This is a genomic window from Terrirubrum flagellatum, from assembly GCF_022059845.1.
In the GTDB taxonomy this organism is placed as follows: domain Bacteria; phylum Pseudomonadota; class Alphaproteobacteria; order Rhizobiales; family Beijerinckiaceae; genus Terrirubrum; species Terrirubrum flagellatum.
Genome location: NZ_CP091851.1, coordinates 4,575,469 through 4,596,586 on the forward strand (window position 1 = coordinate 4,575,469; position 21,118 = coordinate 4,596,586).

At 65.6% G+C, this 21,118-nt stretch carries 24 protein-coding genes; 21 read left to right on the top strand and 3 right to left on the bottom strand.

From position 1 onward, the window contains the following. Window positions 1-129 precede the first annotated feature (129 nt). The 19 genes from L8F45_RS22080 to L8F45_RS22170 all read left to right on the top strand — a co-directional run bounded on the left by L8F45_RS22080 (window position 130) and on the right by L8F45_RS22170 (window position 14,633). On the top strand, window positions 130-684 hold the full coding sequence (locus L8F45_RS22080; protein ID WP_342359993.1) for a NifU family protein: 555 nt from the start codon (window positions 130-132) through the stop codon (window positions 682-684). A 57-nt stretch (window positions 685-741) separates the two neighbouring features. Next, entirely contained in the window at window positions 742-1,422 is a 681-nt protein-coding gene (gene tsaB, locus L8F45_RS22085; RefSeq protein ID WP_342359994.1) for a tRNA (adenosine(37)-N6)-threonylcarbamoyltransferase complex dimerization subunit type 1 TsaB, read from the top strand. A gap of 34 nt (window positions 1,423-1,456) precedes the next feature. After that, a complete protein-coding gene (rimI, locus tag L8F45_RS22090) occupies window positions 1,457-1,939 on the top strand; it encodes a ribosomal protein S18-alanine N-acetyltransferase (RefSeq protein ID WP_342359995.1) in 483 nt (160 codons plus the stop codon). Between the two features lie 61 nt (window positions 1,940-2,000). Continuing rightward, window positions 2,001-2,255: a type II toxin-antitoxin system Phd/YefM family antitoxin gene (locus L8F45_RS22095; RefSeq protein WP_342359996.1), complete on the top strand. Its 255-nt coding sequence runs from the start codon at window positions 2,001-2,003 to the stop codon at window positions 2,253-2,255. After that, window positions 2,252-2,662: a type II toxin-antitoxin system VapC family toxin gene (locus tag L8F45_RS22100; RefSeq protein ID WP_342359997.1), complete on the top strand. Its 411-nt coding sequence runs from the start codon at window positions 2,252-2,254 to the stop codon at window positions 2,660-2,662. Before L8F45_RS22095 ends, L8F45_RS22100 begins: the two co-directional genes overlap by 4 nt. Before the next feature lie 97 nt (window positions 2,663-2,759). Next, window positions 2,760-3,197, top strand: a complete 438-nt coding sequence (locus tag L8F45_RS22105; protein WP_342359998.1) for a Fur family transcriptional regulator — start codon at window positions 2,760-2,762, stop codon at window positions 3,195-3,197. Continuing rightward, entirely contained in the window at window positions 3,194-3,958 is a 765-nt protein-coding gene (locus L8F45_RS22110; protein WP_342359999.1) for a lysophospholipid acyltransferase family protein, read from the top strand. The genes L8F45_RS22105 and L8F45_RS22110 overlap by 4 nt, the downstream gene beginning before the upstream one ends. 46 nt (window positions 3,959-4,004) lie before the next feature. Next, window positions 4,005-5,414 (top strand): tRNA (N6-isopentenyl adenosine(37)-C2)-methylthiotransferase MiaB, encoded by a 1,410-nt coding sequence (gene miaB, locus L8F45_RS22115; protein WP_342360000.1) that lies wholly within the window; start codon window positions 4,005-4,007, stop codon window positions 5,412-5,414. Between the two features lie 23 nt (window positions 5,415-5,437). Beyond that, window positions 5,438-6,478 carry a PhoH family protein gene (locus L8F45_RS22120; protein WP_342363539.1) on the top strand — a complete coding sequence of 347 codons (1,041 nt, stop codon included), beginning with the start codon at window positions 5,438-5,440 and terminating at the stop codon, window positions 6,476-6,478. A gap of 1 nt (window position 6,479) precedes the next feature. Further along, on the top strand, window positions 6,480-6,965 hold the full coding sequence (gene ybeY, locus L8F45_RS22125; RefSeq protein ID WP_342360001.1) for an rRNA maturation RNase YbeY: 486 nt from the start codon (window positions 6,480-6,482) through the stop codon (window positions 6,963-6,965). Window positions 6,966-6,975: 10 nt separating this feature from the next. After that, complete coding sequence (locus tag L8F45_RS22130; protein ID WP_425329949.1) at window positions 6,976-8,022, top strand: hemolysin family protein; 1,047 nt, start codon at window positions 6,976-6,978, stop codon at window positions 8,020-8,022. A 47-nt stretch (window positions 8,023-8,069) separates the two neighbouring features. Beyond that, window positions 8,070-9,683, top strand: a complete 1,614-nt coding sequence (gene lnt, locus L8F45_RS22135) for an apolipoprotein N-acyltransferase (RefSeq protein WP_342360002.1) — start codon at window positions 8,070-8,072, stop codon at window positions 9,681-9,683. Between the two features lie 19 nt (window positions 9,684-9,702). Next, window positions 9,703-10,134: a helix-turn-helix domain-containing protein gene (locus L8F45_RS22140; RefSeq protein ID WP_342360003.1), complete on the top strand. Its 432-nt coding sequence runs from the start codon at window positions 9,703-9,705 to the stop codon at window positions 10,132-10,134. Window positions 10,135-10,298: 164 nt separating this feature from the next. Further along, window positions 10,299-10,700, top strand: a complete 402-nt coding sequence (locus L8F45_RS22145; protein WP_342360004.1) for an ArsR/SmtB family transcription factor — start codon at window positions 10,299-10,301, stop codon at window positions 10,698-10,700. After that, window positions 10,697-11,230, top strand: coding sequence for an SRPBCC family protein (locus L8F45_RS22150; RefSeq protein WP_342360005.1), 534 nt, complete (start codon window positions 10,697-10,699; stop codon window positions 11,228-11,230). The genes L8F45_RS22145 and L8F45_RS22150 overlap by 4 nt, the downstream gene beginning before the upstream one ends. An 84-nt stretch (window positions 11,231-11,314) precedes the next feature. Continuing rightward, the gene (locus L8F45_RS22155) at window positions 11,315-11,557 is read left to right on the top strand and encodes a hypothetical protein (protein WP_342360006.1); all 243 of its coding nucleotides are present in this window, start codon (window positions 11,315-11,317) and stop codon (window positions 11,555-11,557) included. A gap of 216 nt (window positions 11,558-11,773) precedes the next feature. Further along, window positions 11,774-12,982: a methionine adenosyltransferase gene (gene metK, locus L8F45_RS22160; RefSeq protein WP_342360007.1), complete on the top strand. Its 1,209-nt coding sequence runs from the start codon at window positions 11,774-11,776 to the stop codon at window positions 12,980-12,982. Between the two features lie 174 nt (window positions 12,983-13,156). After that, entirely contained in the window at window positions 13,157-13,852 is a 696-nt protein-coding gene (gene trmB / locus L8F45_RS22165; RefSeq protein ID WP_342360008.1) for a tRNA (guanine(46)-N(7))-methyltransferase TrmB, read from the top strand. A 55-nt stretch (window positions 13,853-13,907) separates the two neighbouring features. After that, complete coding sequence (locus L8F45_RS22170) at window positions 13,908-14,633, top strand: class I SAM-dependent methyltransferase (protein ID WP_342360009.1); 726 nt, start codon at window positions 13,908-13,910, stop codon at window positions 14,631-14,633. A 17-nt stretch (window positions 14,634-14,650) separates the two neighbouring features. Here the strand turns inward: L8F45_RS22170 and L8F45_RS22175 are convergent, their stop codons facing one another. Next, entirely contained in the window at window positions 14,651-15,751 is a 1,101-nt protein-coding gene (locus L8F45_RS22175; protein ID WP_342360010.1) for a DUF2336 domain-containing protein, read from the bottom strand. A 209-nt stretch (window positions 15,752-15,960) separates the two neighbouring features. On the opposite strand from L8F45_RS22175, the gene L8F45_RS22180 reads away from it, so the two are divergent. Together L8F45_RS22180 and L8F45_RS22185 are read left to right on the top strand one after the other, a co-directional pair. Continuing rightward, complete coding sequence (locus L8F45_RS22180) at window positions 15,961-16,389, top strand: Hsp20 family protein (protein WP_342360011.1); 429 nt, start codon at window positions 15,961-15,963, stop codon at window positions 16,387-16,389. 33 nt (window positions 16,390-16,422) lie between these two features. Further along, the gene (locus L8F45_RS22185) at window positions 16,423-16,692 is read left to right on the top strand and encodes a BQ00720 family protein (protein ID WP_342360012.1); all 270 of its coding nucleotides are present in this window, start codon (window positions 16,423-16,425) and stop codon (window positions 16,690-16,692) included. Between the two features lie 115 nt (window positions 16,693-16,807). On the opposite strand, the gene L8F45_RS22190 is transcribed toward L8F45_RS22185, so the two are convergent. Continuing rightward, window positions 16,808-19,978: an efflux RND transporter permease subunit gene (locus L8F45_RS22190; RefSeq protein ID WP_342360013.1), complete on the bottom strand. Its 3,171-nt coding sequence runs from the start codon at window positions 19,976-19,978 to the stop codon at window positions 16,808-16,810. 47 nt (window positions 19,979-20,025) lie between these two features. After that, on the bottom strand, window positions 20,026-21,114 hold the full coding sequence (locus L8F45_RS22195; RefSeq protein WP_342360014.1) for an efflux RND transporter periplasmic adaptor subunit: 1,089 nt from the start codon (window positions 21,112-21,114) through the stop codon (window positions 20,026-20,028). Window positions 21,115-21,118 lie beyond the last annotated feature (4 nt).

Consider the following 21,118-nt stretch of genomic DNA (forward strand, 5'->3'; position numbering starts at 1 on the left):
AAAGAGCGCAAGCGTACCGCCTCCGGCCCTGCTTGCGACGCGCTTCATCTTGGCGCATGTCCGGCGAACGCCCATATCGGGTTTGATCCAGCGGCCCGGAGCCTTGAACCCCGGGATGAGGACAAAGCCATGTTCATCCAGACCGAAGCCACGCCGAATCCCTCGACGTTGAAATTCATCCCGGGCAAGCCCGTCATGGGCGAAGGCACGCTCGACATGCGTAGTCTCGCCGAAGCCGAGGCTTCGCCGCTCGCCCAGCGCCTGTTCGCCGTCGATGGCGTGAGCGGCGTGTTCCTCGGCTCCGATTTCGTCAGCGTCACCAAGTCGGACGGCGAGTGGCAGCATCTGAAGCCGGCGGTGCTCGGCGCCATCATGGAGCATTTCATGTCGGGCGCTCCCGTGGTGACGCTGGGCTCCGAAGCCGAGGCCGAAGATGAATTCTTCGACGAGAGCGATGCGGCGACGGTCGAGACCATCAAGGATCTGATCGAGACGCGCGTGCGCCCGGCCGTGGCCGGCGATGGCGGCGACATCACTTTCCGCGGCTTCAAGGACGGCGTGGTCTATCTCGCCATGAAGGGCTCCTGCTCCGGATGCCCCTCCTCGACAGCGACGCTGAAGCACGGCATCCAGAACCTGCTCAGGCACTTCCTGCCCGACGTCCGGGAAGTCCAGGCGGTCTGATCCGCCTCATCATTTTCAACGCCGGGCGCGCCCGGCGCTTTCGGGGCCTTCACTGCATTGCGAATCCTGGCGATCGACACTGCGCTCGGCGCCTGTTCCGTCTGCATCTGGGAGGCCGGCCGGAACGATCCGCTCGGTCTTGAAAGCACGCTGATGGAGCGCGGCCACGCCGAAGCTTTGGTGCCGATGATCGGCCGGGTGGCTGAAGCCGCCGGCGGCTTTTCCGGGATCGACCGGATTTCGGTCACCGTCGGGCCAGGCAGCTATACCGGGCTGAGGGTTGGCGTTTCCGCTGCGCGCGCGCTGGCGCTGGCGACTGATAAGCCCGCCATCGGCGTCACGACTTTGTCAGCGCTCGCTGCGCCTCTCGTCGCCGCCGGTGAATCGACCCTGATCGCGGCTGTGATCGACGCCCGCCACTCGGACGTGCATCTCCAGCTTGTCGCGCCGAACGGCCGCACCATTCTGACGCCGCGCCAATTGCCGGCCCGCGAGGCCGCGCGCGCTATCGGCGCGGGACCTGTGCGGCTCGTCGGCTCCGGCGCGCCGAAGCTCGGCGTGGAGGCCTGGCAGATCGGCCTCGACGCGACGATTGTCGATCCCGCCGCCGCGCCTGACATCCTCTGGGTGGCGCGGCTCGGCGCTCTCGCCGACCCCGACGAGGCGCCGCCGAAGCCGCTCTATCTCAAGCCGCCCGACGCGAAGCCGCAGGCGGCGGCGCGGCTCGCAGTCGAGTAGGCTTCCTTCAACCGGCTCGCATTATGCTGTCACGATGCTGGCCTTTTTTGCGGCGCGCCCGATCCTGTTCCGTCCGCTCTCATCCGCCGACGCCCGAGCCGTCGCCCACATCCATGCCGAGGGCTTCGCTCGCGGCTGGCCGGCTGATGAAATCGAGGCGATGATTCTGGACCCCGCCGTGGTCGGGGACGGCGCGGCGACCGCGGGCTGGCCGGGCGCGCTGGCGGGCTTCGTCCTGTCGCGGATCGCGGCCGACGAGGCCGAGATCCTGTCGATCTGTGTACGTCGCAAAAATCAGGGCAAGGGCGTCGCCGGCCGGCTTCTCAACCATCATCTGTCGCGGCTCGGGCAACGAGGCGCGCGAGCCGTGTTCCTCGAGGTCGAGGAGGGCAATACGCCTGCAATCGCGCTCTATCGCCGCTATGGCTTCGCCGAGGTCGGGCGGCGGAAATCCTACTATCCCAAGGCCGATGGGCGCACGGCCGACGCGCTGACGATGAGACGGGACATGGTTTGAACGATTGCGCTGAGCGGCGCGACCAAATATCTAGTCATATGACTAGTCATTTGGAGGCGCTGTGAAGACCTGGCCGGTGCATGACGCGAAGGCGCGTTTCAGCGAACTGCTCGACGCCTGCGTCGCGGAAGGTCCCCAGGCCGTGACGAAGCGCGGCGTGGAAGCCGCAGTGCTGGTCTCCGCCGCTGAATGGCGGCGACTGACAGAGGCCGCCCGGCCCTCCCTCAAGGAGCTGCTGCTGACGGATCAGGCGCGGGCGGACCTGCCCATTCCGGAACGGGGACGGGCGCAGCGGCGCGCGCCGGCGCCTCTGTGACAGGCTACCTTCTCGACACCAACGTCGTCTCGGAGCTGCGAAAGCCCAAACCCCATGGCGGCGTTGTCGCCTGGTTGAGCGGACTCGACGATGCGCAGATTCATCTTCCGGCCGTGGCGATCGGAGAAATTCAGGCCGGCGTCGAGCTGACGCGCGAGCAGGATGAGACGAAAGCGGCGGAGATCGAAAGATGGCTTGATCAGGTCGCCGCGTCCTACAACGTGCTCGCCATGGATGGCCGGGCCTTTCGCATCTGGGCGCGGCTGATGCATCGCCAGTCCGATGCGATGTACGAAGACGCGATGGTGGCGGCGATCGCGATTTCGCACGGATTGACGGTCGCCACCCGGAACGTCCGCGACTTCGCGCGTTTCGCGACGCCTTTGTTCAATCCCTTCGCCGCCTGAGCTGAATATTTCGCAGCCCGCCTCTCGCCCGGCGAGGCCAATAGACGCCTGCAATATCCGCTCATATAACCCGCCGAACTAACAACCGGACGAATTCGTGCCAACCTCCCGACTTGCCGCGATCGAAACCGCGTGCCGCGCCAAGGGGCTGCGCGTCACGGGTCCGCGGCGCGTCATCGCGCAGGTTCTCTCCGAAGCGCATGATCATCCCGATGTGACCGAGCTGCATCGCCGCGCCGCCGCGCGCGATGCGCGGATTTCGCTCGCGACCGTCTACCGCACCGTCAAGATGTTCGAGGATATCGGCGTCATCGAGCGTCACGCCTTCAATGACGGTCGCGCGCGCTATGAACGCACGCCGACCGAACATCACGACCATCTCATCGACGTGAAGAGCGGCAAGGTGATCGAGTTTCATTCGGAAGAGATCGAGGAATTGCAGGCGCAGATCGCGGCGAAACTCGGCTACCGGATCGTCGGCCACCGGCTCGAACTCTATGTCGAGCCGCTGCCGAAAAAATCCGCCGGCGCGTGATTCCCGCCCTCAAGATCGGTCTGCTCGGGCTCGTCTTCGTCGCGCTCGCTCCGCTGCAATGGCTTGCGCTGCGGTTCGGCTGGCCGCTCGCCGGCGGAATTCCTGTCTGGTTCCACCGCATCGCCCGCGCGACGCTTGGATTGAAGGTGCGCGAGGTCGGCGCGATGGCTGCGGAGCGGCCGCTGCTGATTGTCTCCAACCACACGTCCTGGCTCGACATCGTCACGCTTGGCGGCGTCGCGCCCTTGTCCTTCATCGCGAAGTCGGAAGTCTCGACCTGGCCGGCGGTGAAGACGCTGGCGAAACTCCAGCGCACGATCTTCGTCGACCGGGCCCGGCGCAGCGCCACAGCCAAGGTGAACCAGTCGATCGGCGCGCGGCTCGCCGGCGGCGATCCCATGGTGTTGTTCGGGGAAGGCACCACCAGCGACGGCCAGCGAACGCTGCCCTTCCGTTCGGCGCTGATCGGGGCCGCCCAGGCGGCCGGCGGCGGCGCCCTGATCCAGCCCGTGGCCATCGCCTATGTCAGCCGGAATGGTCTGCCCGTGACCCGGACAGGCCGCGCCGAGCTCGCCTGGTTCGGCGACATGGAGCTGGCCCCGCACCTCATGCCGCTTCTTGCCAGCGGGACGATCGGAGCCGTGATCGTCTGGGGCGATCCGATCCGGACCGGTCCCGAAACGGATCGCAAGCGTCTCGCGGCCGATCTTGCCCGCTGGGCGCAAAAGGCCTACGCGGCCGCCCTTCACGGACTTGTCTAATACTCAATCTATTCAAGCGCGGCCGAACGGCTTACAAACGGACCCTATGCAGGACAACGAAAGACCGGCTGCGCCGCCCTCGTCAGGGGGCGTCGATGGCGCGCCGAAGAAGGTGTTCATCAAGGCCTATGGCTGCCAGATGAACGTCTATGACGCCGAGCGCATGGCCGACGCGCTGGCGCCGGAAGGCTACGCCGAGACCAGCGAGATCGCGGACGCCGATCTCGTCATCCTCAACACCTGTCACATCCGGGAGAAGGCGGCCGAGAAAGTCTATTCCGAACTCGGCCGCGTGCGCGAGCTCAAGAGCGAGCGCGCCGCCGCCGGCCGCGACACCGCCGTCGTCGTCGCGGGCTGCGTGGCTCAGGCCGAAGGCGGCGAAATCCTGCGTCGGGCGCCGGCCGTCGATCTCGTAGTCGGCCCTCAGAGCTATCATCGTCTGCCGGAACTCGTGCGTCAGGCGCGGGCGGCGCGCGTCGTCGACACCGAATTTCCCGTCGAGGACAAGTTCGACCATCTGCCGCGCGCCTCGCGCGAGAAAATGCGCGCGCGCGGCGTGTCGGCGTTCGTGACCGTGCAGGAAGGCTGCGACAAGTTCTGCAGCTTCTGCGTGGTGCCTTACACGCGCGGCGCGGAATCCTCGCGGCCTGTCGTGAAGATCATCGCCGACGTCAGAGCGCTGGCAGAAGCCGGCGTGCGCGAGGTCACGCTCATCGGCCAGAACGTCAACGCCTATCACGGCGAGGGGCCTGACGGCGCGACATGGTCGCTGGCGAAACTGTTCGCAGCCGTCGCCGATATCGATGGGATCGTGCGCATCCGTTACTCCACCAGCCATCCCCGCGACATGGATGAAGAGCTCATCGCCGCCCATCGCGATCTTCCGGCGCTGGCGCCTTATCTGCATTTGCCGGTGCAATCAGGGTCGGATCGCATCCTCGCCGCCATGAACCGCAAGCATACGGCCGACGAATATCGCGACATCATCGCGCGCGTGCGCAGCGCGCGCCCTGACATCGCGCTGTCCTCCGATTTCATCGTCGGTTTCCCCGGCGAGACCGATGCGGATTTCGAGGAGACCTTGCGGCTTGTGCGCGACGTGAATTTCGCCAGCGCCTTCTTCTTCAAATACAGCGCGCGTCCGGGCACGCCGGCGGCGGCGCTTGGCGATCAGGTTTCTGAAGAGGCGAAATCCGAACGGCTCGCCGAATTGCAGCGCCTGCTCGACGCGCAGCGCTTCGCTTTCAATGAAGCAACGGTTGGCAAGACGACCGATATCCTGTTCGAGCGCGCCGGGCGCCATCCCGGCCAGATCGTCGGCAAGACGCCATGGCTGCAGGCGGTGCAGGTCGACGCGCCGTTTTCGCTGATCGGCGAGATCGCTCCAGTGACGATCACCGCGCGCGGCTCGAATTCACTTTTCGGCGCGCTCGCCGAGACCGCTGTCGCCGCGTGAGGACGCCTGTGCAAAGACCCGACATGCGCGCCGCTCCGGCGCTTGCGACCCATGGCCCCGGCGATTCCGCCGAGATCGTGATTTCATTCGAAGACAACCGCATCGCGAGCCAGGTGTTCGGTCTCTATGACCAGAATCTCGCTCATCTCGAACGCCGGCTCGGCGTCGTCGCTAATGCGAATGGCAATCACGTCACATTGAAAGGTCCGCGCGATTCCTCCGAACGGGCGCGGCGCGTGCTCGACGAACTCTATGCGCGGGCGCGACGAGGCGAGGATATCAGCGCCGGCGACGTCGACGGCGTGATCCAGGAGACGAGCGCGCAGGGCGTGCTGTTCGGCGCCAGCGAAGCGCCGGCGCGTTCATCCTTCGAGCAGATCGCGACGCGCAAGCGCGGGCCGGTGCGTGCGCGAAATGCGGCGCAGGACGCCTATCTGCGCGCGCTGCGCAAATATGAACTCGTTTTCGCCGAAGGCCCCGCCGGCACCGGCAAGACCTGGCTCGCCGTCGGCTACGCCGTGACGCTGCTCGAACAGGGCGTCGTCAATCGCATGATCCTGTCGCGCCCCGCGGTCGAGGCGGGCGAGCGGCTGGGCTTCCTCCCCGGCGACATGAAGGAGAAGGTCGATCCCTATCTTCGCCCGATCTATGATGCGCTGTTCGATTTCATGGATGCGCGCCATGTCGAACGCGGGCTGCAGACCGGCATGATCGAGATCGCGCCGCTGGCCTTCATGCGCGGCCGCACGCTGACGCGTTCCGTCGTTCTGCTCGACGAAGCGCAGAACTGCACGCCGATGCAGATGAAGATGTTTCTCACGCGTCTCGGCGAAGGTTCGCGCATGATCGTCAATGGCGATCCGTCGCAGATCGACCTGCCGCCTGGCCAGAAGTCGGGACTGAACGAGGCGCTGCGGCTGTTGCAGGGCGTCGAAGGCATCGGCTTCGCGCCCTTCAAGGAGGGCGATGTCGTCAGGCACGAACTTGTGCAGAAGATCGTCTCCGCCTATGCGCGCGCCGACGCGGCCGCAAAAGCCGCGCCGCGGACGCGCGCGGACGCCTGACATGGCTGTCATCGACATCACGCGGGAGTCGAGCGGCTGGCGCGCCATTCCGCGCGTCGAGGCGCTGGTGCGTCGCGCCGCCGAAGCGGCGCTCGCCGGCGCGGACATCGTAACGCGCGCGGATGCGGAAATCTCGCTGCTGCTTACCAACGATGCGACGATCCGCGACCTCAACGCGCAGTGGCGCAACAAGGACAAGGCGACCAACGTGCTGTCTTTTCCGGCGGCGTCCATCGATCAGCTTGCGGATGCGCGCGCGCTCGGCGACATCGTGATCGCGCTGGAAACCGTGCTCGCCGAAGCGCGCGACGAGGACAAGACGCCCGCCGATCATCTCACCCACCTCGTCGTGCATGGCGTGCTGCATCTTCTCGGCTTCGATCATGAGGACGATGAAGAGGCCGAAGAGATGGAGGAGCTGGAGACGTTGATTCTGGCGAAGCTCGGCGTCGCCGATCCCTACGTCGCCGTCGGCGTCGACGCGTGAACGGCCCGATATGAGCGAGGATTCTCCATCGGGCGCCAATGGCGGGACGCGCGGCACGGTCCTTGAACGGCTGCGCAATCTCATGCGGATCGGCCGCTTCGCCGCGCGCAATGAATTGAGCGAAGCGCTCGCCGAGACCGATCCGTCAGAAAGTCTTTCGCCCCTCGAGCGCGCCATGCTGCGCAACGTCCTCACGCTGCGCCAGGTGACCGTCGGCGACGTGATGATTCCGCGCGCCGACATCGTGGCGGTTCCGGGCGACGTCACGCTTGCGGAACTGCTCGACATGTTCCGCACCGCCGGCCATTCCCGCCTGCCGGTCTACGAAGAGACGCTCGATGATCCCCGCGGCATGGTCCATATCCGCGACTTCCTCGATCATGTCGCGGCGCGCGCCGCGGCCGGCGCCGGCGTCGCCAAGATCGCCGACGCTGCAAAGGAATCGGACGCGCCGGGATCGGTGAAGATGTTCGATCTGTCGACGCCTCTCTCCGCGGTGAAGATGCTGCGTCCCGTTCTCTTTGTGCCGGCGTCGATGCCTGCCATCGATCTGCTCGTGAAGATGCAGGCGTCGCGCACCCATATGGCGCTCGTCATCGACGAATATGGCGGCACCGAAGGACTCGTTTCGATCGAGGATCTCGTCGAGGTCATTGTCGGCGACATCGAGGACGAGCATGACGAGAGCGAAGGGCCGGCGCTCCGGGCCGAGCGCGACGGCGTGTTCGTCGCCGACGGGCGCGCGCCGCTTGAAGAGGTCTCGACGGCGCTCGGCGTCGATCTCGGCGTCGAGGCCGAGGATGTGGATACGCTCGCCGGCCTGATCGTCACGCTTGCCGGCCGGGTGCCGGTGCGCGGCGAGATCATCCCCGGACCTTCGGATTACGAATTCGAGATCATGGACGCCGATCCCCGGCGGGTGAAGCGCGTGCGCCTGATCCGCCGCCAACCCGTCGAGGACAGGCCGCGCCGCCGGCCGCGCGCCGAGGCGACGAGCGGCGAAACGCCGCCTGAACCGGCTGCGACCTCTGGCGAAGCGCCGCCCGAATCGCGCTAGACAAGTTACGTCTCTTCGTCGCTTTCTCCGCGAGCCCTTCGACGCCCATGTTTCTGCGCGCAAGCCAGACCGTTCTTCTGGCCTGGGGTTGGCCGCGCCGGCTGATCGCCCTGTTTGCTGGCGCGGTCGGCGCGCTGGCGATGCCGCCGCTCGGCGTCTGGCCGGCGCTGATCATCTCCTTCACGCTTGCGGTCTGGCTGCTCGACGGTTCGATCGCGTCTGGCAAACGATTCGATTTCGGCGGCGTGCGCGCCGCGGCCATCGCGGGCTGGTGGTTCGGCTTCGGTTATTTCCTCGCGAGCCTGTGGTGGCTGGGCTCAGCGTTTCTCGTCGAGGCCGACAAATTCGCGGCGCTGATGCCGCTCGGCGTCGTCGGCCTGCCGGCGGGCCTCGCCTTCTTCATGGCGCTCGGCTTCGCGCTGGCGCGCGCCTTCTGGCCGGCGGGACCGGCGCGGATTCTCGTCTTCGCCGCGATGCTCACCATCAGCGAATGGCTGCGTGGGCATATTCTCACGGGCTTTCCCTGGAACAGTTTCGGCCTCGCCTTTGGCGACGCTGCGCTGCTCGATCAGACAGCCTCACTGACGGGCCTTTACGGTCTGACTTTCCTTGCGCTCGCGACGCTCTCGGCGCCGGCGGCGATGATTTCCGACGACGGCAAGACGCTTCGCTCTTTCCCGCTCGTCGCGGCCTCAGTCGTGCTCGCGGGCATGGCGATCTATGGCTGGCGGCGCCTGCCCGATGCGCCGACGCAAACCGTTCCGAACGTGCGGCTGCGCCTGATGCAGCCGAACCTGCCCCAGGACGCGAAATTCGCGCCCGACAATCGCGACGAGATCATGCGTCGCTATTTCGAGCTTAGCGGTCGCCCGAGTTCGCCCGAGATTACGGGGGTCGCCAGCGTCACGCATCTGATCTGGCCGGAATCTTCCTTTCCCTTCATTCTCGATCGCGATCGCAAGGCGCTTGGCGAGATCGCCGATTTCCTGCCGCCCGGCGTCACGCTGATCACCGGGGCCGCGCGCGCCGACGAGCCGCTGCCCGGCGAGCGCATGCATCGCTTCTACAATTCGCTGCAGACGCTCGACCATGAGGGCGTGGTGCGCAGCTCCTACGACAAGGCGCATCTCGTGCCCTTCGGCGAATATCTGCCGTTGCGCGCTCTTCTCGATGCGATCGGGCTGCGTCAGTTCGTGACCATGCCCGGCGGCTTCACCGCAGGCGCGATGCGGCGCGCTTTGCAGGCGCCCGGCCTGCCCCTGATCGCGCCGCTGATCTGCTACGAGGCGGTGTTTCCCGGCGAAGTCCTGCCGCCCGGTCCGCGACCGGGACTGCTGCTCAATGTCACCAACGACGCCTGGTTCGGGCTGACGCCCGGCCCCTACCAGCATTTCGCACAGGCCCGCATGCGCGCCATCGAGGAGGGGCTGCCGCTGGTTCGCGACGCCAACACTGGAATCTCCGCCATCGTCGACCCCTATGGCCGAATCGTCCGCAAGCTGCCGCTGGGCGTCGAAGGCGTTCTCGACGGGCCTCTGCCAGTTCCATTGGCGGCTACAATTTATGCGCGTCTTGGGGATTTCATTCCCGCAATGATGGTTGTATTCTCGCTCCTGTTTGCATGGCGCGCGAGCCGATTCGGCCGACGCCGCTCATCGTAGGGATGTCGGGACCAACCTCATGGCGACCGTGAAGAAGACGCCCAATCCGATCGATCGCCATGTCGGCTCCAAAGTCCGGCTGCGCCGCATGCTGGTCGGGATGAGTCAGGAGAAGCTCGGCGACGCGCTCGGCCTAACCTTCCAGCAGGTGCAGAAATACGAGAAGGGCGCCAACCGGATCGGCGCGAGCCGCCTGCAACAGATCTCCAAAGTGCTGGCGGTGCCGGTGGAGTTCTTTTTCGAGGGCGCGCCGGCGGTCAGCGAGCCGACGCCGCCAGCGGCCGGATTCAATGAGGCCCCGAATTCCGGCTATGTCGTGGATTTCCTGACGACGAGCGAAGGCGTTCAGCTCAACCGGGCCTTCGTGCGCATCCGCGACGCCAAGGTGCGCCGGCGGATCGTCGATCTCGTCGTCACGCTTGCCGGCGACGAGGGCGGCGAGCCGTCCTGAGCGCGGCGCACGGCGTCGGATGCTTGGTGGACGCCCGTAATTCCTGAAATTCCATAGGCCGTTAGCCGCATGGACGCGCCGACGCGCGGAGCCGGCCAATGGTGCGCGGAAATTTATTCAACCCAACGGTTGACATTCGAGCGTCGACCGCTATATTCAACCTTATGGTTGAACTTCACACATCGTCCCTGCCGCTCCCGTCGCTCAATGCGGTTTTCCACGCCCTTGGCGACGAAACGCGGCGGCGCATGCTCCGCCAGCTCTCCCGCGGCGAGCAGACGGTCGGCCAACTCGCGGAGCCTTTCGCGATCTCGCTCAACGCGGCGTCGAAGCACATCAAGGCGCTGGAGAACGCCGGCCTGATCCGTCGCGAGGTCCGCGGCCGGACTCATTTCTGCAGCCTCGATCCCGGGCCGCTCGCCAGCGCCCATGAGTGGCTGACCTTCTACGAGCGCTTCTGGACCGATCGTCTCTACACGCTCGAACGGCTCCTCCGCGAGGAAGACGCCCGCAAACCCTCCGACAAGCCCACCACCCCGACCACCCCCGAAGGAGAAGACCAATGACCGCAGTCGCAACCCAGGACGGCTATGGCGTGCTCATCGAGCCGACGACATTGAAGATCGAGCGCATTCTCCCCGGCCCGATCGAGCGCATCTGGTCCTATCTCACGGACAGCAACCTGCGCAGCAAATGGCTCGCCGCCGGAGCCATGGAGATGAAGGTCGGCGCGCCGTTCGAGCTCACCTGGCGCAACGACGAGCTCACCAATCCGCCCGGCCAGAAGCCGGAAGGATTCGGCGAGGAGCACCGCATGCAGAGCCGCATCACGGAGCTCGATCCGCCGCGCAAGCTCGCGATCGCCTGGAGCGGCAGCGGCGACGTCTCCTTCGAGCTCGAACCGAAGGGCAAGGACGTGCTGCTCACCGTGATCCATCGTCGCCTGCCCGACCGCAAGACGATGCTCATGGTCGGCGCCGGCTGGCACATGCATCTCGACGTGCTGGTCGCCCGCGCGCGGGGCGTCGAGCCGCCGCCCTTCTGGGACGGCTGGGTCCGCCTGAAGAACGACTACGACCAGCGCCTGCCGGCGTGACGGATCGCGGACTCCGCCCGATCGGAGCGGAGTCCGTCCGCCGCGGCGACGCCAAGCCTCAAACCTCAGGAAGAGAGCAGCGCCATGATCGTCATTCCCCACTGGATCGCCCGCGCAGGGGTCGCCATGGCCCTGTCCGGCGTCGCCATCGCCGGCAGCCTCAACACGGCCCGCAGTCTTGCGGCGTGGCGGGATGGACAAACGGGCGCCGTCTGGTCGCTTGCGATCGAGCTCCCGCTGATCGGCGACGCGCTCCTTCAATCTCCGTCGCGGCCGCCGGGCGCTCCTCGCGCGGCCGCCGGGCCGGCGGGGCGGAACATCGCCTGACGGTCCGCCGCCGCCCGGGCCGCGCCCCGCCGCCTTTCCAGATTCACGACCTTATTCCTCGCAACTGTCCTAAAATCCAAACGAAACGTCCGCCATATCGGATTTCCCTTGACCCTCCCGGGTTGCGCTGCCATGAGACGCGCTGCTTTCAGCCGGCTGGGCGGGCGGACCCTCCCGCGCTCCTCGCCGGCTTTCCGTTGCATGGAGCGCCTGCAAGTGAGCCGTCAGGATTATCTTTTCACCAGCGAATCCGTTTCCGAAGGCCATCCCGACAAAGTCTGCGATCGCATCTCCGACGAGGTGGTCGATCTGTTTTTCAAGGAGGCGGCGAAATCAGGCATGGACGCAGCCCAGGTGCGCGTCGCCTGCGAAACGCTCGCCACCACCAATCGCGTCGTCATCGCCGGCGAAGTCCGCACTTCGCTCGATGAGAAGACGATGAAGAGCAAGGTGAAGTCCGCCGCGCGCAAGGCGATCAAGTCGATCGGCTACGAGCAGGATGGCTTCCACTGGAAGAAGGCGAAGATCGACGTGCTGCTGCATCCGCAGTCGGTCGACATCGCGCAGGGCGTCGACGCCGCCGGCAACAAGGATGAAGGCGCGGGCGATCAGGGCATCATGTTCGGCTACGCCTGCCGCGAGACGCCGGAGCTCATGCCGGCGCCGATCTATTACGCCCACAAGATTCTCGAAGTGCTCACCGACTATCGCAAGAAGAGCGAGCGCGGCTGCGAGAAGCTCGGCCCTGACGCCAAGAGCCAGGTCACCGTGAAATATGTCGGCGGCAAGCCGGTCGGCGTCACGCAGATCGTGCTGTCGACGCAGCATGTCGATGCGTCGCTGTCGTCGAGCGACGTGCGCAAGATCGTCGAGCCGATCATCCGCGAGACGTTGCCCGATGGCTGGATCAATTCGGAGACCGTGTGGCACGTCAATCCGACCGGCAAGTTCGTCATCGGCGGACCCGACGGCGACGCCGGCCTCACCGGCCGCAAGATCATCGTCGACACCTATGGCGGCGCGGCGCCCCATGGCGGCGGCGCGTTCTCCGGCAAGGACCCGACCAAGGTCGATCGTTCGGCGGCTTACGCCGCGCGCTATCTCGCGAAGAACGTCGTCGCGGCGAAGCTCGCGGACCGTTGCACCATCCAGCTCTCCTACGCGATCGGCGTGTCGGAGCCTTTGTCGATCTATGTCGATCTGCATGGCACCGGAAAGGTCGACGAGGCGAAGCTTGAGAAGGCGCTGCGCGAAGTGATGAAGCTGACGCCGCGCGGCATCCGCGAACATCTCCAGCTCAACAAGCCGATCTATGCGAAGTCGGCGGCCTACGGCCATTTCGGCCGCAAGGCGGCGCGCGACGGCTCCTTCTCCTGGGAGAAGACCGATCTCGCTCCGGCGATCAAGCAGGCCGTCGCGGCGTAGAGCGGGATGCGAAAAAGTGGGAACCGGTTTTTCGCGCCAATCCCGTTCTACATTTTTGGAATCGATCACGTTCCCGCACTTTGATTGTTTCAATCAAAGTGCGGCGTGATCTAAGCGACATCACCCTCATGTTGAATTAAGAGGGGCCGCAAGGCCCCTCTTGCTTTTGAGACCATGAGCGACGCACGCCGACATGACGACGGCCGCGCCTTTTTCGGCCGGCGCGTCAGCCACAAGCTGCGCGGCGGTCGCGAGGCGACGCTGGCAGCGCTGATGCCGAAACTGCGCGTCGCGCTCGGCGACGGTGCGATCGAGCCTTCATCATTGTTCGACGTCGGCGTGAAAGAGGCTTGGCTGGAAATCGGCTTCGGCGGCGGCGAACATCTGATCGCGCGCGCGCTGGAAAATCCCGACGTCGGCTTCATCGGCTGCGAAGCCTATATCGATGGCGTCGCGCGGCTTGTCGGCGAGATCGAGAAGAACGCGCTCGGCAATGTCCGCCTCTACGACGCTGACGCGATCCGGCTGATCGACCGGCTTCCCGACGCGTCGATCGCGCGCGTCTATCTGCTCTATCCCGATCCCTGGCCGAAGCGCCGGCAGCGCAAGCGCCGCTTTGTGTCAGACGAACGTCTCGCCGCGCTGGCGCGCATTCTCAAACCGGGCGGCGAATTCCGTTTCGCCACCGACATCGACGATTACGCCGCCTGGACGCTGGCGCGCGCGTTGCGTTCGCCCGATTTCGAATGGGTGGCGGAGGGGTCGTCGGATTGGCTGACGCCATGGCCGAACTGGGCGAGCACGCGCTATGAAAAGAAGGCGCTGCGCGAAGGGCGCACAGGAAGCTATCTGACGTTTCGGCGCGTCTGAATCCCGGCTATCACGCGCACGCGCTTTATGCGCTTGTCATTGATGGGGCGACCGCATGACGCAGCCAGACTCCGACGGCTGGGCGGAATCAGCGCCGGCATGGCTCGAAGAGATGAGCAAGGACGGTGACTATGCGCGCCGCTTCGTGCTCGACGCGCCGATGCTCGCACGCATTCGCGGACAGGGCTTCAAGACCGCGCTCGACGTCGGATGCGGAGAAGGCCGCTTCTGTCGAATGATGCAGGCTGAAGGCCTGCGCACTGCCGGGATCGACCCGACGGAGGCGCTTCTTGCGGAAGCGCGGCGGCGCGATCCGCAGGGCGACTACCGGCTCGCCCGCGCCGAGACTTTCGCCGCGCCCGACGCATCTTTCGATCTCGTCGTCAGCTATCTCACGCTGATCGATATTCCCGATCTGGCCCGGGCGATCGAAAGAATGGCGGCGATGCTGCGGCCGGGCGGCGCGCTCCTGATCGCCAACCTGACGAGCTTCAACACCGCGGGGCCGCCGGAGGGCTGGACAAAAGACGCCGACGGAAAAGAGCGGTTCTACATCGATCATTATCTCGAAGAGCGCGTCTTCTGGGCTGCGTGGCGCGGCGTGCGGATCCGCAACTGGCATCGTCCGTTGAGCGCTTACATGACGCTGCTTCTTCAGCAGGGGCTGGAGCTCAGGCATTTCGCCGAGCCGGCTCCGTCAGACGGCGATCCCAGGCGCGCGGATCGCTATCGCCGCGTTCCCTATTTTCACATCATGGAGTGGCGCAAACCTGCAGCCTGACCGGCGCAGGCAAACGCTTACGCCGGCGTCTGCGTGCCGCCGCGCTCGCGTTCGGCCAGGAACTGCACGATGCGGTGCGCCGTCTTCTGCGACAGCTTCTCGTAGGAATCGCGCATCTGCTCGGCTGATTTCACCACGGGATGGTGAGCGAAGCCGATGCGCGACATCACCTTCACCGTGCCCCAGTCGAAATTCAGCGCCTTGCACAGCACAAGGAAACGATCGGTGTCGGCGCCGTCGAACACCGCCTCGATCGTCTTGAGAGACACCCGGGTCAGGCCCGACACCGCGCACACCATCTCCTCGAACTTCTTGTGCTCGGCATAGAGCCGGACATGATTCTCGTTGAGCGAACGGTCGTGCAGGAACGGCGCGACGGCGGCGATCGCCGCATCATAGGAACGGCGCGCGGTGGCGGCGCCGGCGAGATCATGGGCGCGTCCGATATGGCCATCCACCGCCGCGCTGACGGTCTTGGAATCGACATCGCGCAGGAGCTGCTGCAGGCGCGCCTTGGCGGCGGCGCCGGCGATATCGATGAGATTGTGAACCTGATTGAGCGGCAGATCCTTGCGCTCGGCAAGGAGGCGCTGCAGCACCTCGTCGCCATCGGCGCGCTGCACGAGGCGGGTGAAGCCGTTCGTGGAAATGCGCGCCGTGGTGTTGGCGGCGACGCGACGCAGAACCGGCTGGCCGCCGCGCTCGACCAGGGCGTCGGTGACCTTGACGCCGATATTCGGCCGCGAGGCGACAATCTGGCGGTGATCATCGCCGCGCGTCATGGCGATGGAAAGGAGATCGTCTTCCGACAGCATTGAGCCGCGTTCGATGAGCGGCCGCGCCACCTCGACCTCGTCATGGACGAGCTGGCGAACCAGTCGCGGCGGCCCGCGGTCGGCGTCGGCGAGTTTGCGCGACAGGTCGAAGCGCACGCGCCGCGTGATCTCGCTGGCGAGGCGGACGAGGACCTCGTCGAACAGATCAAGCGCTTCGCTCTGGATGTCGCGCGACTGGCCGAGATAGAGGTCCGCGATCTGCTCGAGCATGCGCTGCCGGCGGTCCTCGTCGGACGAAGCCGCCAGATCGAGGTCCTTCAGCAACGGGCCAATGGCATTCATACGCGAACTTTCCATCGCCGCCTGACGTAGCAGGGAGTCGTGACCGATCAGTTAGCGCGATCGATTACAGCGCGTTACCGATCGTTTCCGGTTGGCGCGACGGCGGCTTGCGCCGCCCGGCAGGGGCGCCCATATTCACAGCGCCGGCCCCGAAAGGCCGGCTGGGACGCCGCAAGGGTCCCGCCACCGAGGCGCCTGAGGGGCTTCGCATGTCGCGTGTGTTGACTTTGAATTCGCCGTTCCTGCTCGGCTTTGACGCCGTGGAACGGGCGCTCGACAGGATGTCGAAAGCCGCCTCAGACGGCTATCCGCCGTACAATATCGAACGGCTCCCCCGGACGGAAACCAATCCTGAACGGTTGCGCATCACGCTGGCCGTTGCGGGATTTCGCCAGGAGGATCTTGAAGTGACCTTGGAAGAGAACCAGTTGCTCATCCGCGGTCGCCAGCAAGACGACAAGACGCGGGAATATCTGCATCGCGGCATCGCCGCGCGGCAGTTCCAGCGTTCTTTCCTCCTCGCGGAAGGGATGGAGGTGGCTGGCGCCGATCTGGCGCACGGCTTGCTTTCCATCGATCTGGCCCGGCCTGAGCCGGAACGCATCGTGCGCAAGATCGACATCATCGCCCGGGACTGAACTTTGGCCCCGGTCGGACATTGGAGATTCGCCATGACCCACGACAAGAATATTCTCGAACAGACCGACCCGATCACGCCTGAAGCGCTCGCGGAGCTCGGCGGCGGCAAGGTCGCCTACGTCAAGGCGATGACGTCCGACGATGTGCAGCGCATTTTCCCGAATGCGCCCGCGATCCAGCCCGGCCTGAAGCTCTTTGCGCTGCTTGCAGCCGACGGCTCGCCGATCATGCTGACGGACTCAAAGGACACGGCTCTGGCCAACGCCTGGGAGCATGACCTCGCGACGGTGAGCGTGCACTGACAGGCTTTCGTCGAGAGCCTTAACGAATTCCAAAGAAAAGCCCGGCCGAAGCGGCCGGGCTTTTGCTGGACGGAAAGAGTCAGAAACCCGCCCAGCGCTACTTATTGATCGCGCGTCATTCCGCGGCGATCTGCGGCAGCGGCAGATGCATCTGGCCGTCATCGACATCCTCGTTCGCAGCCACCGGCGCGTTGCCCGTCTGCGCCGGTTCGGCCTCCGCAACCTTGTTCAGGCGTTTGCGGAACGCCATGGCGTAGAGCGCCGGCAGGAACAGGATCGTCAGCAAGGTGGCGATGAAGAGACCGCCCATGATGGTCACCGCCATCGGTCCCCAGAAGGCCGAGCGCGACAGCGGGATCATCGCGAGAATCGCCGCCATCGCGGTCAGCACGACAGGCCGCGCGCGATGAATCGTCGCTTCGACGATCGCTTCACTGAGCGTGTGCGCGCCGCCGGCGTAATCCGCCTCGATCTGATCGACGAGAATGATCGAGTTGCGCATGATCATGCCGGCAAGCGCGATCAATCCCAGCAGCGCGACGAAGCCGAAGGGCTGATTCGCCAGCGTCAGACCAAGCGCCGCGCCGACGATGCCGAGCGGCGCCGTCATGAAGACGAGCAGCAGCCTGGAGAAGCTCTGAAGCTGCAGCATCAGCAGCGTCAGCATGACAAGGAACATCAGCGGGAAGAGCGCGAAGATCGACGCGTTCGCCTTGCCTGATTCCTCGACCGCGCCGCCAATCTCCAGACGATAGCCCGCCGGCAACGCATTGCGGATGTCAGCGAGCTTCGGCCAGATCTGGTTCGTGACGTCAGGCGGCTGCACGCCGTCGATGACGTCGGCGCGCACCGTGATCGCCATGTCGCGATTACGCCGCCACAGGATCGGCTCTTCCGCGCCATAGCTCGCCTTGGCGATCTGCGACAGCGGCACCGGCACGCCATTGCGCGACAGGATGGTGAGATCGCCGAGACGGTTCAAATCGACGCGCTCGTCTTTCGCGGCGCGCGCGACGACGTCGATCTTCTCCGTGCCGGAACGGACCGTCGTGACCGAGAGGCCCGAGATCAGCGTCTGCAGCGCATTGCCAACATCCTGCGGCGCGAGTCCAAGCGCGCGAATGCGATCCTGATCGAGTTCGAGCTTGATCGAGGGGGCCTGCTCGTTCCAGTCGAGATGCGGATCGCGCGTGTTCTTGTTGGCGCGCATGATCTCGCGCACCTCATAGGCGATGCGGCGCACCTCCATGGGATCGCGGCCGACGACGCGGAACTGCACGGGGAAGCCAACGGGCGGACCGAAATTGAAGCGGTCGACGCGCACGCGGGCTTCGCTCAGCGCGCCGTCGCCGATCATCTTCTCGAGTCTCGCCTTGATGCGCTCGCGCGCATCGACATCCTTCGACACGATCACGATCTGCGCGAAGGCTTCGTTGGGAAGCTGCGGATTGAGGCCGAGCCAGAAGCGCGGGCTGCCCTGACCGATATAGGTCGAATAGGTCGCGATATCGGTCTTCGACGTCTCCAGCATCTTCTCGGCGGTGCGCGCCGTTTCCAGCGTCGCGCCGATCGACGTGCCTTCCGGCATGCGCATCTCGAAGAAGAGTTCGGGGCGCTCCGACAACGGGAAGAATTGCTGCTGCACCTTGGTGAAGGCCGCGATCGCGCCGCCGAAGACGCCGATGGTCGCGACGATCACGATGATGCGGTGACGCACGCACCACTCCACCACATGACGCAGCGCATTGTAGGTGCGCGTCCTGTACATCGCGTCGTGATCATGATGCGCGCCGTTCTTGGCGAAGTTCGGCAGCAGTTTCACGCCGAGATAGGGCGTGAACACCACGGCGACGATCCATGACGCGAGCAGCGCGATGCCGACCACCCAGAAGATGCCGCCGGTATATTCGCCGACCGCGGAATTCGCGAAGCCGATCGGCAGGAAGCCGGCCGCGGTGACGAGCGTGCCCGTCAGCATGGGAAAGGCGGTCGAGGTCCAGGCATAGGAAGCCGCCTTCATGCGGTCCCAGCCCTGCTCCATCTTCACCACCATCATCTCGACGGCGATGATCGCATCGTCGACGAGAAGACCGAGCGCGATGATGAGCGCGCCGAGCGTGATGCGATGCAGGTCCCAACCCGACGCATTCATCACCATGAACACCATGGCGAGCACCAGCGGCACCGACATGGCGACGACGATGCCGGTGCGCCATCCGAGCGAGAGGAAGCTCACCGCCATCACGATCGCGAGCGCCTCGCCGAACGACCGGATAAACTCCTCGACGGCGTGATCGACCACCTTCGGCTGGTCGGCGATGCGCTCGAACTCGACGCCTTGCGGCACCGCCTTGATGAACTCGTCGGCCGCCACATCGACGCCCTTGCCGAGATCGATGATGTTGCCGCCACGCTGCATGACGACGCCGACGGCGATGGCGGGCTTGCCGCGCTGACGCACGAGGAAGCTCGCGGGGTCCTGATAGCCATGCGTGACGGTCGCGATGTCACCGAGCCGGAAGGTGCGGCCGTTCGCCTCGATCGGCGTTTCGGACACGGTCGCGACGCCGTCATAGGCCCCCGTGACGCGCAGCGGCACGCGCTGGGCGTCGGTCTCGACGACGCCGGCGGCGACCACCGCATTCTGCTTCTGCAGCGAGTCGAAGATCTGTTGCACGGAGACGCCAAGCGTCGCGAGCTTGGCGTGACTGAACTCGACGAAGATTTTCTCGTCCTGCGCGCCATAGATGTTGACCTTGACGACGTTCGGCACGCGCAGGAGCCGCTGCTTGAAGCCTTCGGCCACCTTCTTCAACTGGGCGTAGTCGGCGCCGTCGCCGCTCAGCATGTAGAGAATGGAGTCGACGTCGCCGAATTCGTCATTGACGTTCGGGCCGATAAGATTGGTCGGCAGGTCTGAGCGGATGTCGGTCAGCTTCTTCCTGATCTGGTAGAAGAGCTGCGGCATCTCGCCGGAGCGGGTGTAGTCCTTGAACTCCATCTGCATCGCAGTGAAGCCGGGCTTCGTATAGGTCTGCACCTTGTTGAAGAAAGGCAGCTCCTGCAGCTTCTTCTCCATCCGGTCGGACACCTGGTCCTGCATCTCTTGCGCAGTGGCGCCCGGCCAGATGGCCGTGATGGTCGCGACCTTGATGGTGAAGTTCGGGTCCTCGGCGCGGCCGAGCTTTTGATAGGAGAAGAAGCCGCCGAGCGCGATGGCGATGATGAAGAACAGCACCAGCGGCTGATGATGGACAGCCCACTCGGAGAGATTGAAGCGGCGCATGAGGCGCTCCTGGATGTCGGTCTTCAGTGGTTCAGGAAAAGCACGCGTCAGAAAGCGAGCGCGTCGACGACGCGCACCTTCTGGGCGGGATCGAGCTTCTGCACGCCGAGCGCGACGACGAACTCGCCATTGTTCACGCCGCCGGTGACAAGCACCTGCTGCGCATCGAAGCGAAGCACATTGACCGGACGCTTCGACAGCGCGCCGCTCGCCTTATCGACGACATACATCGTTGGCCCCTCGCCCTGATTGGCGAGCGACGACAGCGGCAGCCGCGCGACAACGGGATTGTCCTTCTCGGAAATCGCGACGGTCGCGGTCATGCCCCACTGCGCCTCAACGCCCGCGCCTTCGAGCGTGAAGCGCGCGGCGTAGGTGCGGGTCGCGGCGTCGGCGGCGGGCGAAAGCTCGCGCAGCTTAGCGTCATAGACGCGGTCCGGCGCGGCCCACAGAGCGACCTTCGCCTTGCCGGTGCGGACGCGCTCGATCATCGCCTCGGGGATGGCGATCAGCGCCTCGCGCTCGGCGGTGCGCGCGACGCGGATGGCGGGCGCGCCGGCGGCGACCACCTGGCCGGCCTCGATCGAAGTCCCGGTGACGACGCCATCGGCGTCGGCGCGCAGCACCGTGTAATCAAGCGAGTTCTTCGCGAGCGACACGGCGCGCTCAGCGCGCGTGAGACGGCCCTTCGCCTCATCGACCGCGGCGCGGCGCGCATCCGCTGTTGAGTCGGTCGACCAGCCCTTGGCGCGCAGATCGGCGGCGCGCTTCAATTCGGCGTTGGCCTGCGCGAGCGCGCCGGTCGCGGCGCCGAATTCGGCGTCGGCCTGCTCGCGCTGCAATTTCAGATCGGCGTCATCGAGAAGAGCGAGGGCATCGCCCGCCTTTACGACCGCGCCAACATCGACAAGGCGACGCGCCACCTTGCCGGCAACGCGGAAGCCGAGATCGCTTTCAAAGCGCGGACGGACCGACGCAACGAAGGTGCGCTCGGGGGTCAGCGGAGCGAAGACGACCTTTTCGACGAGGACGGGACGACCATCGATCTTCGCTTCGGTCTTCGGCGTCGCCTCGTTGCAGGCGGCGAGCGCGAGCGTGGAGAGGAGAGCGATGGCGGTCGGGAGGCGGTTGAGCATAGCG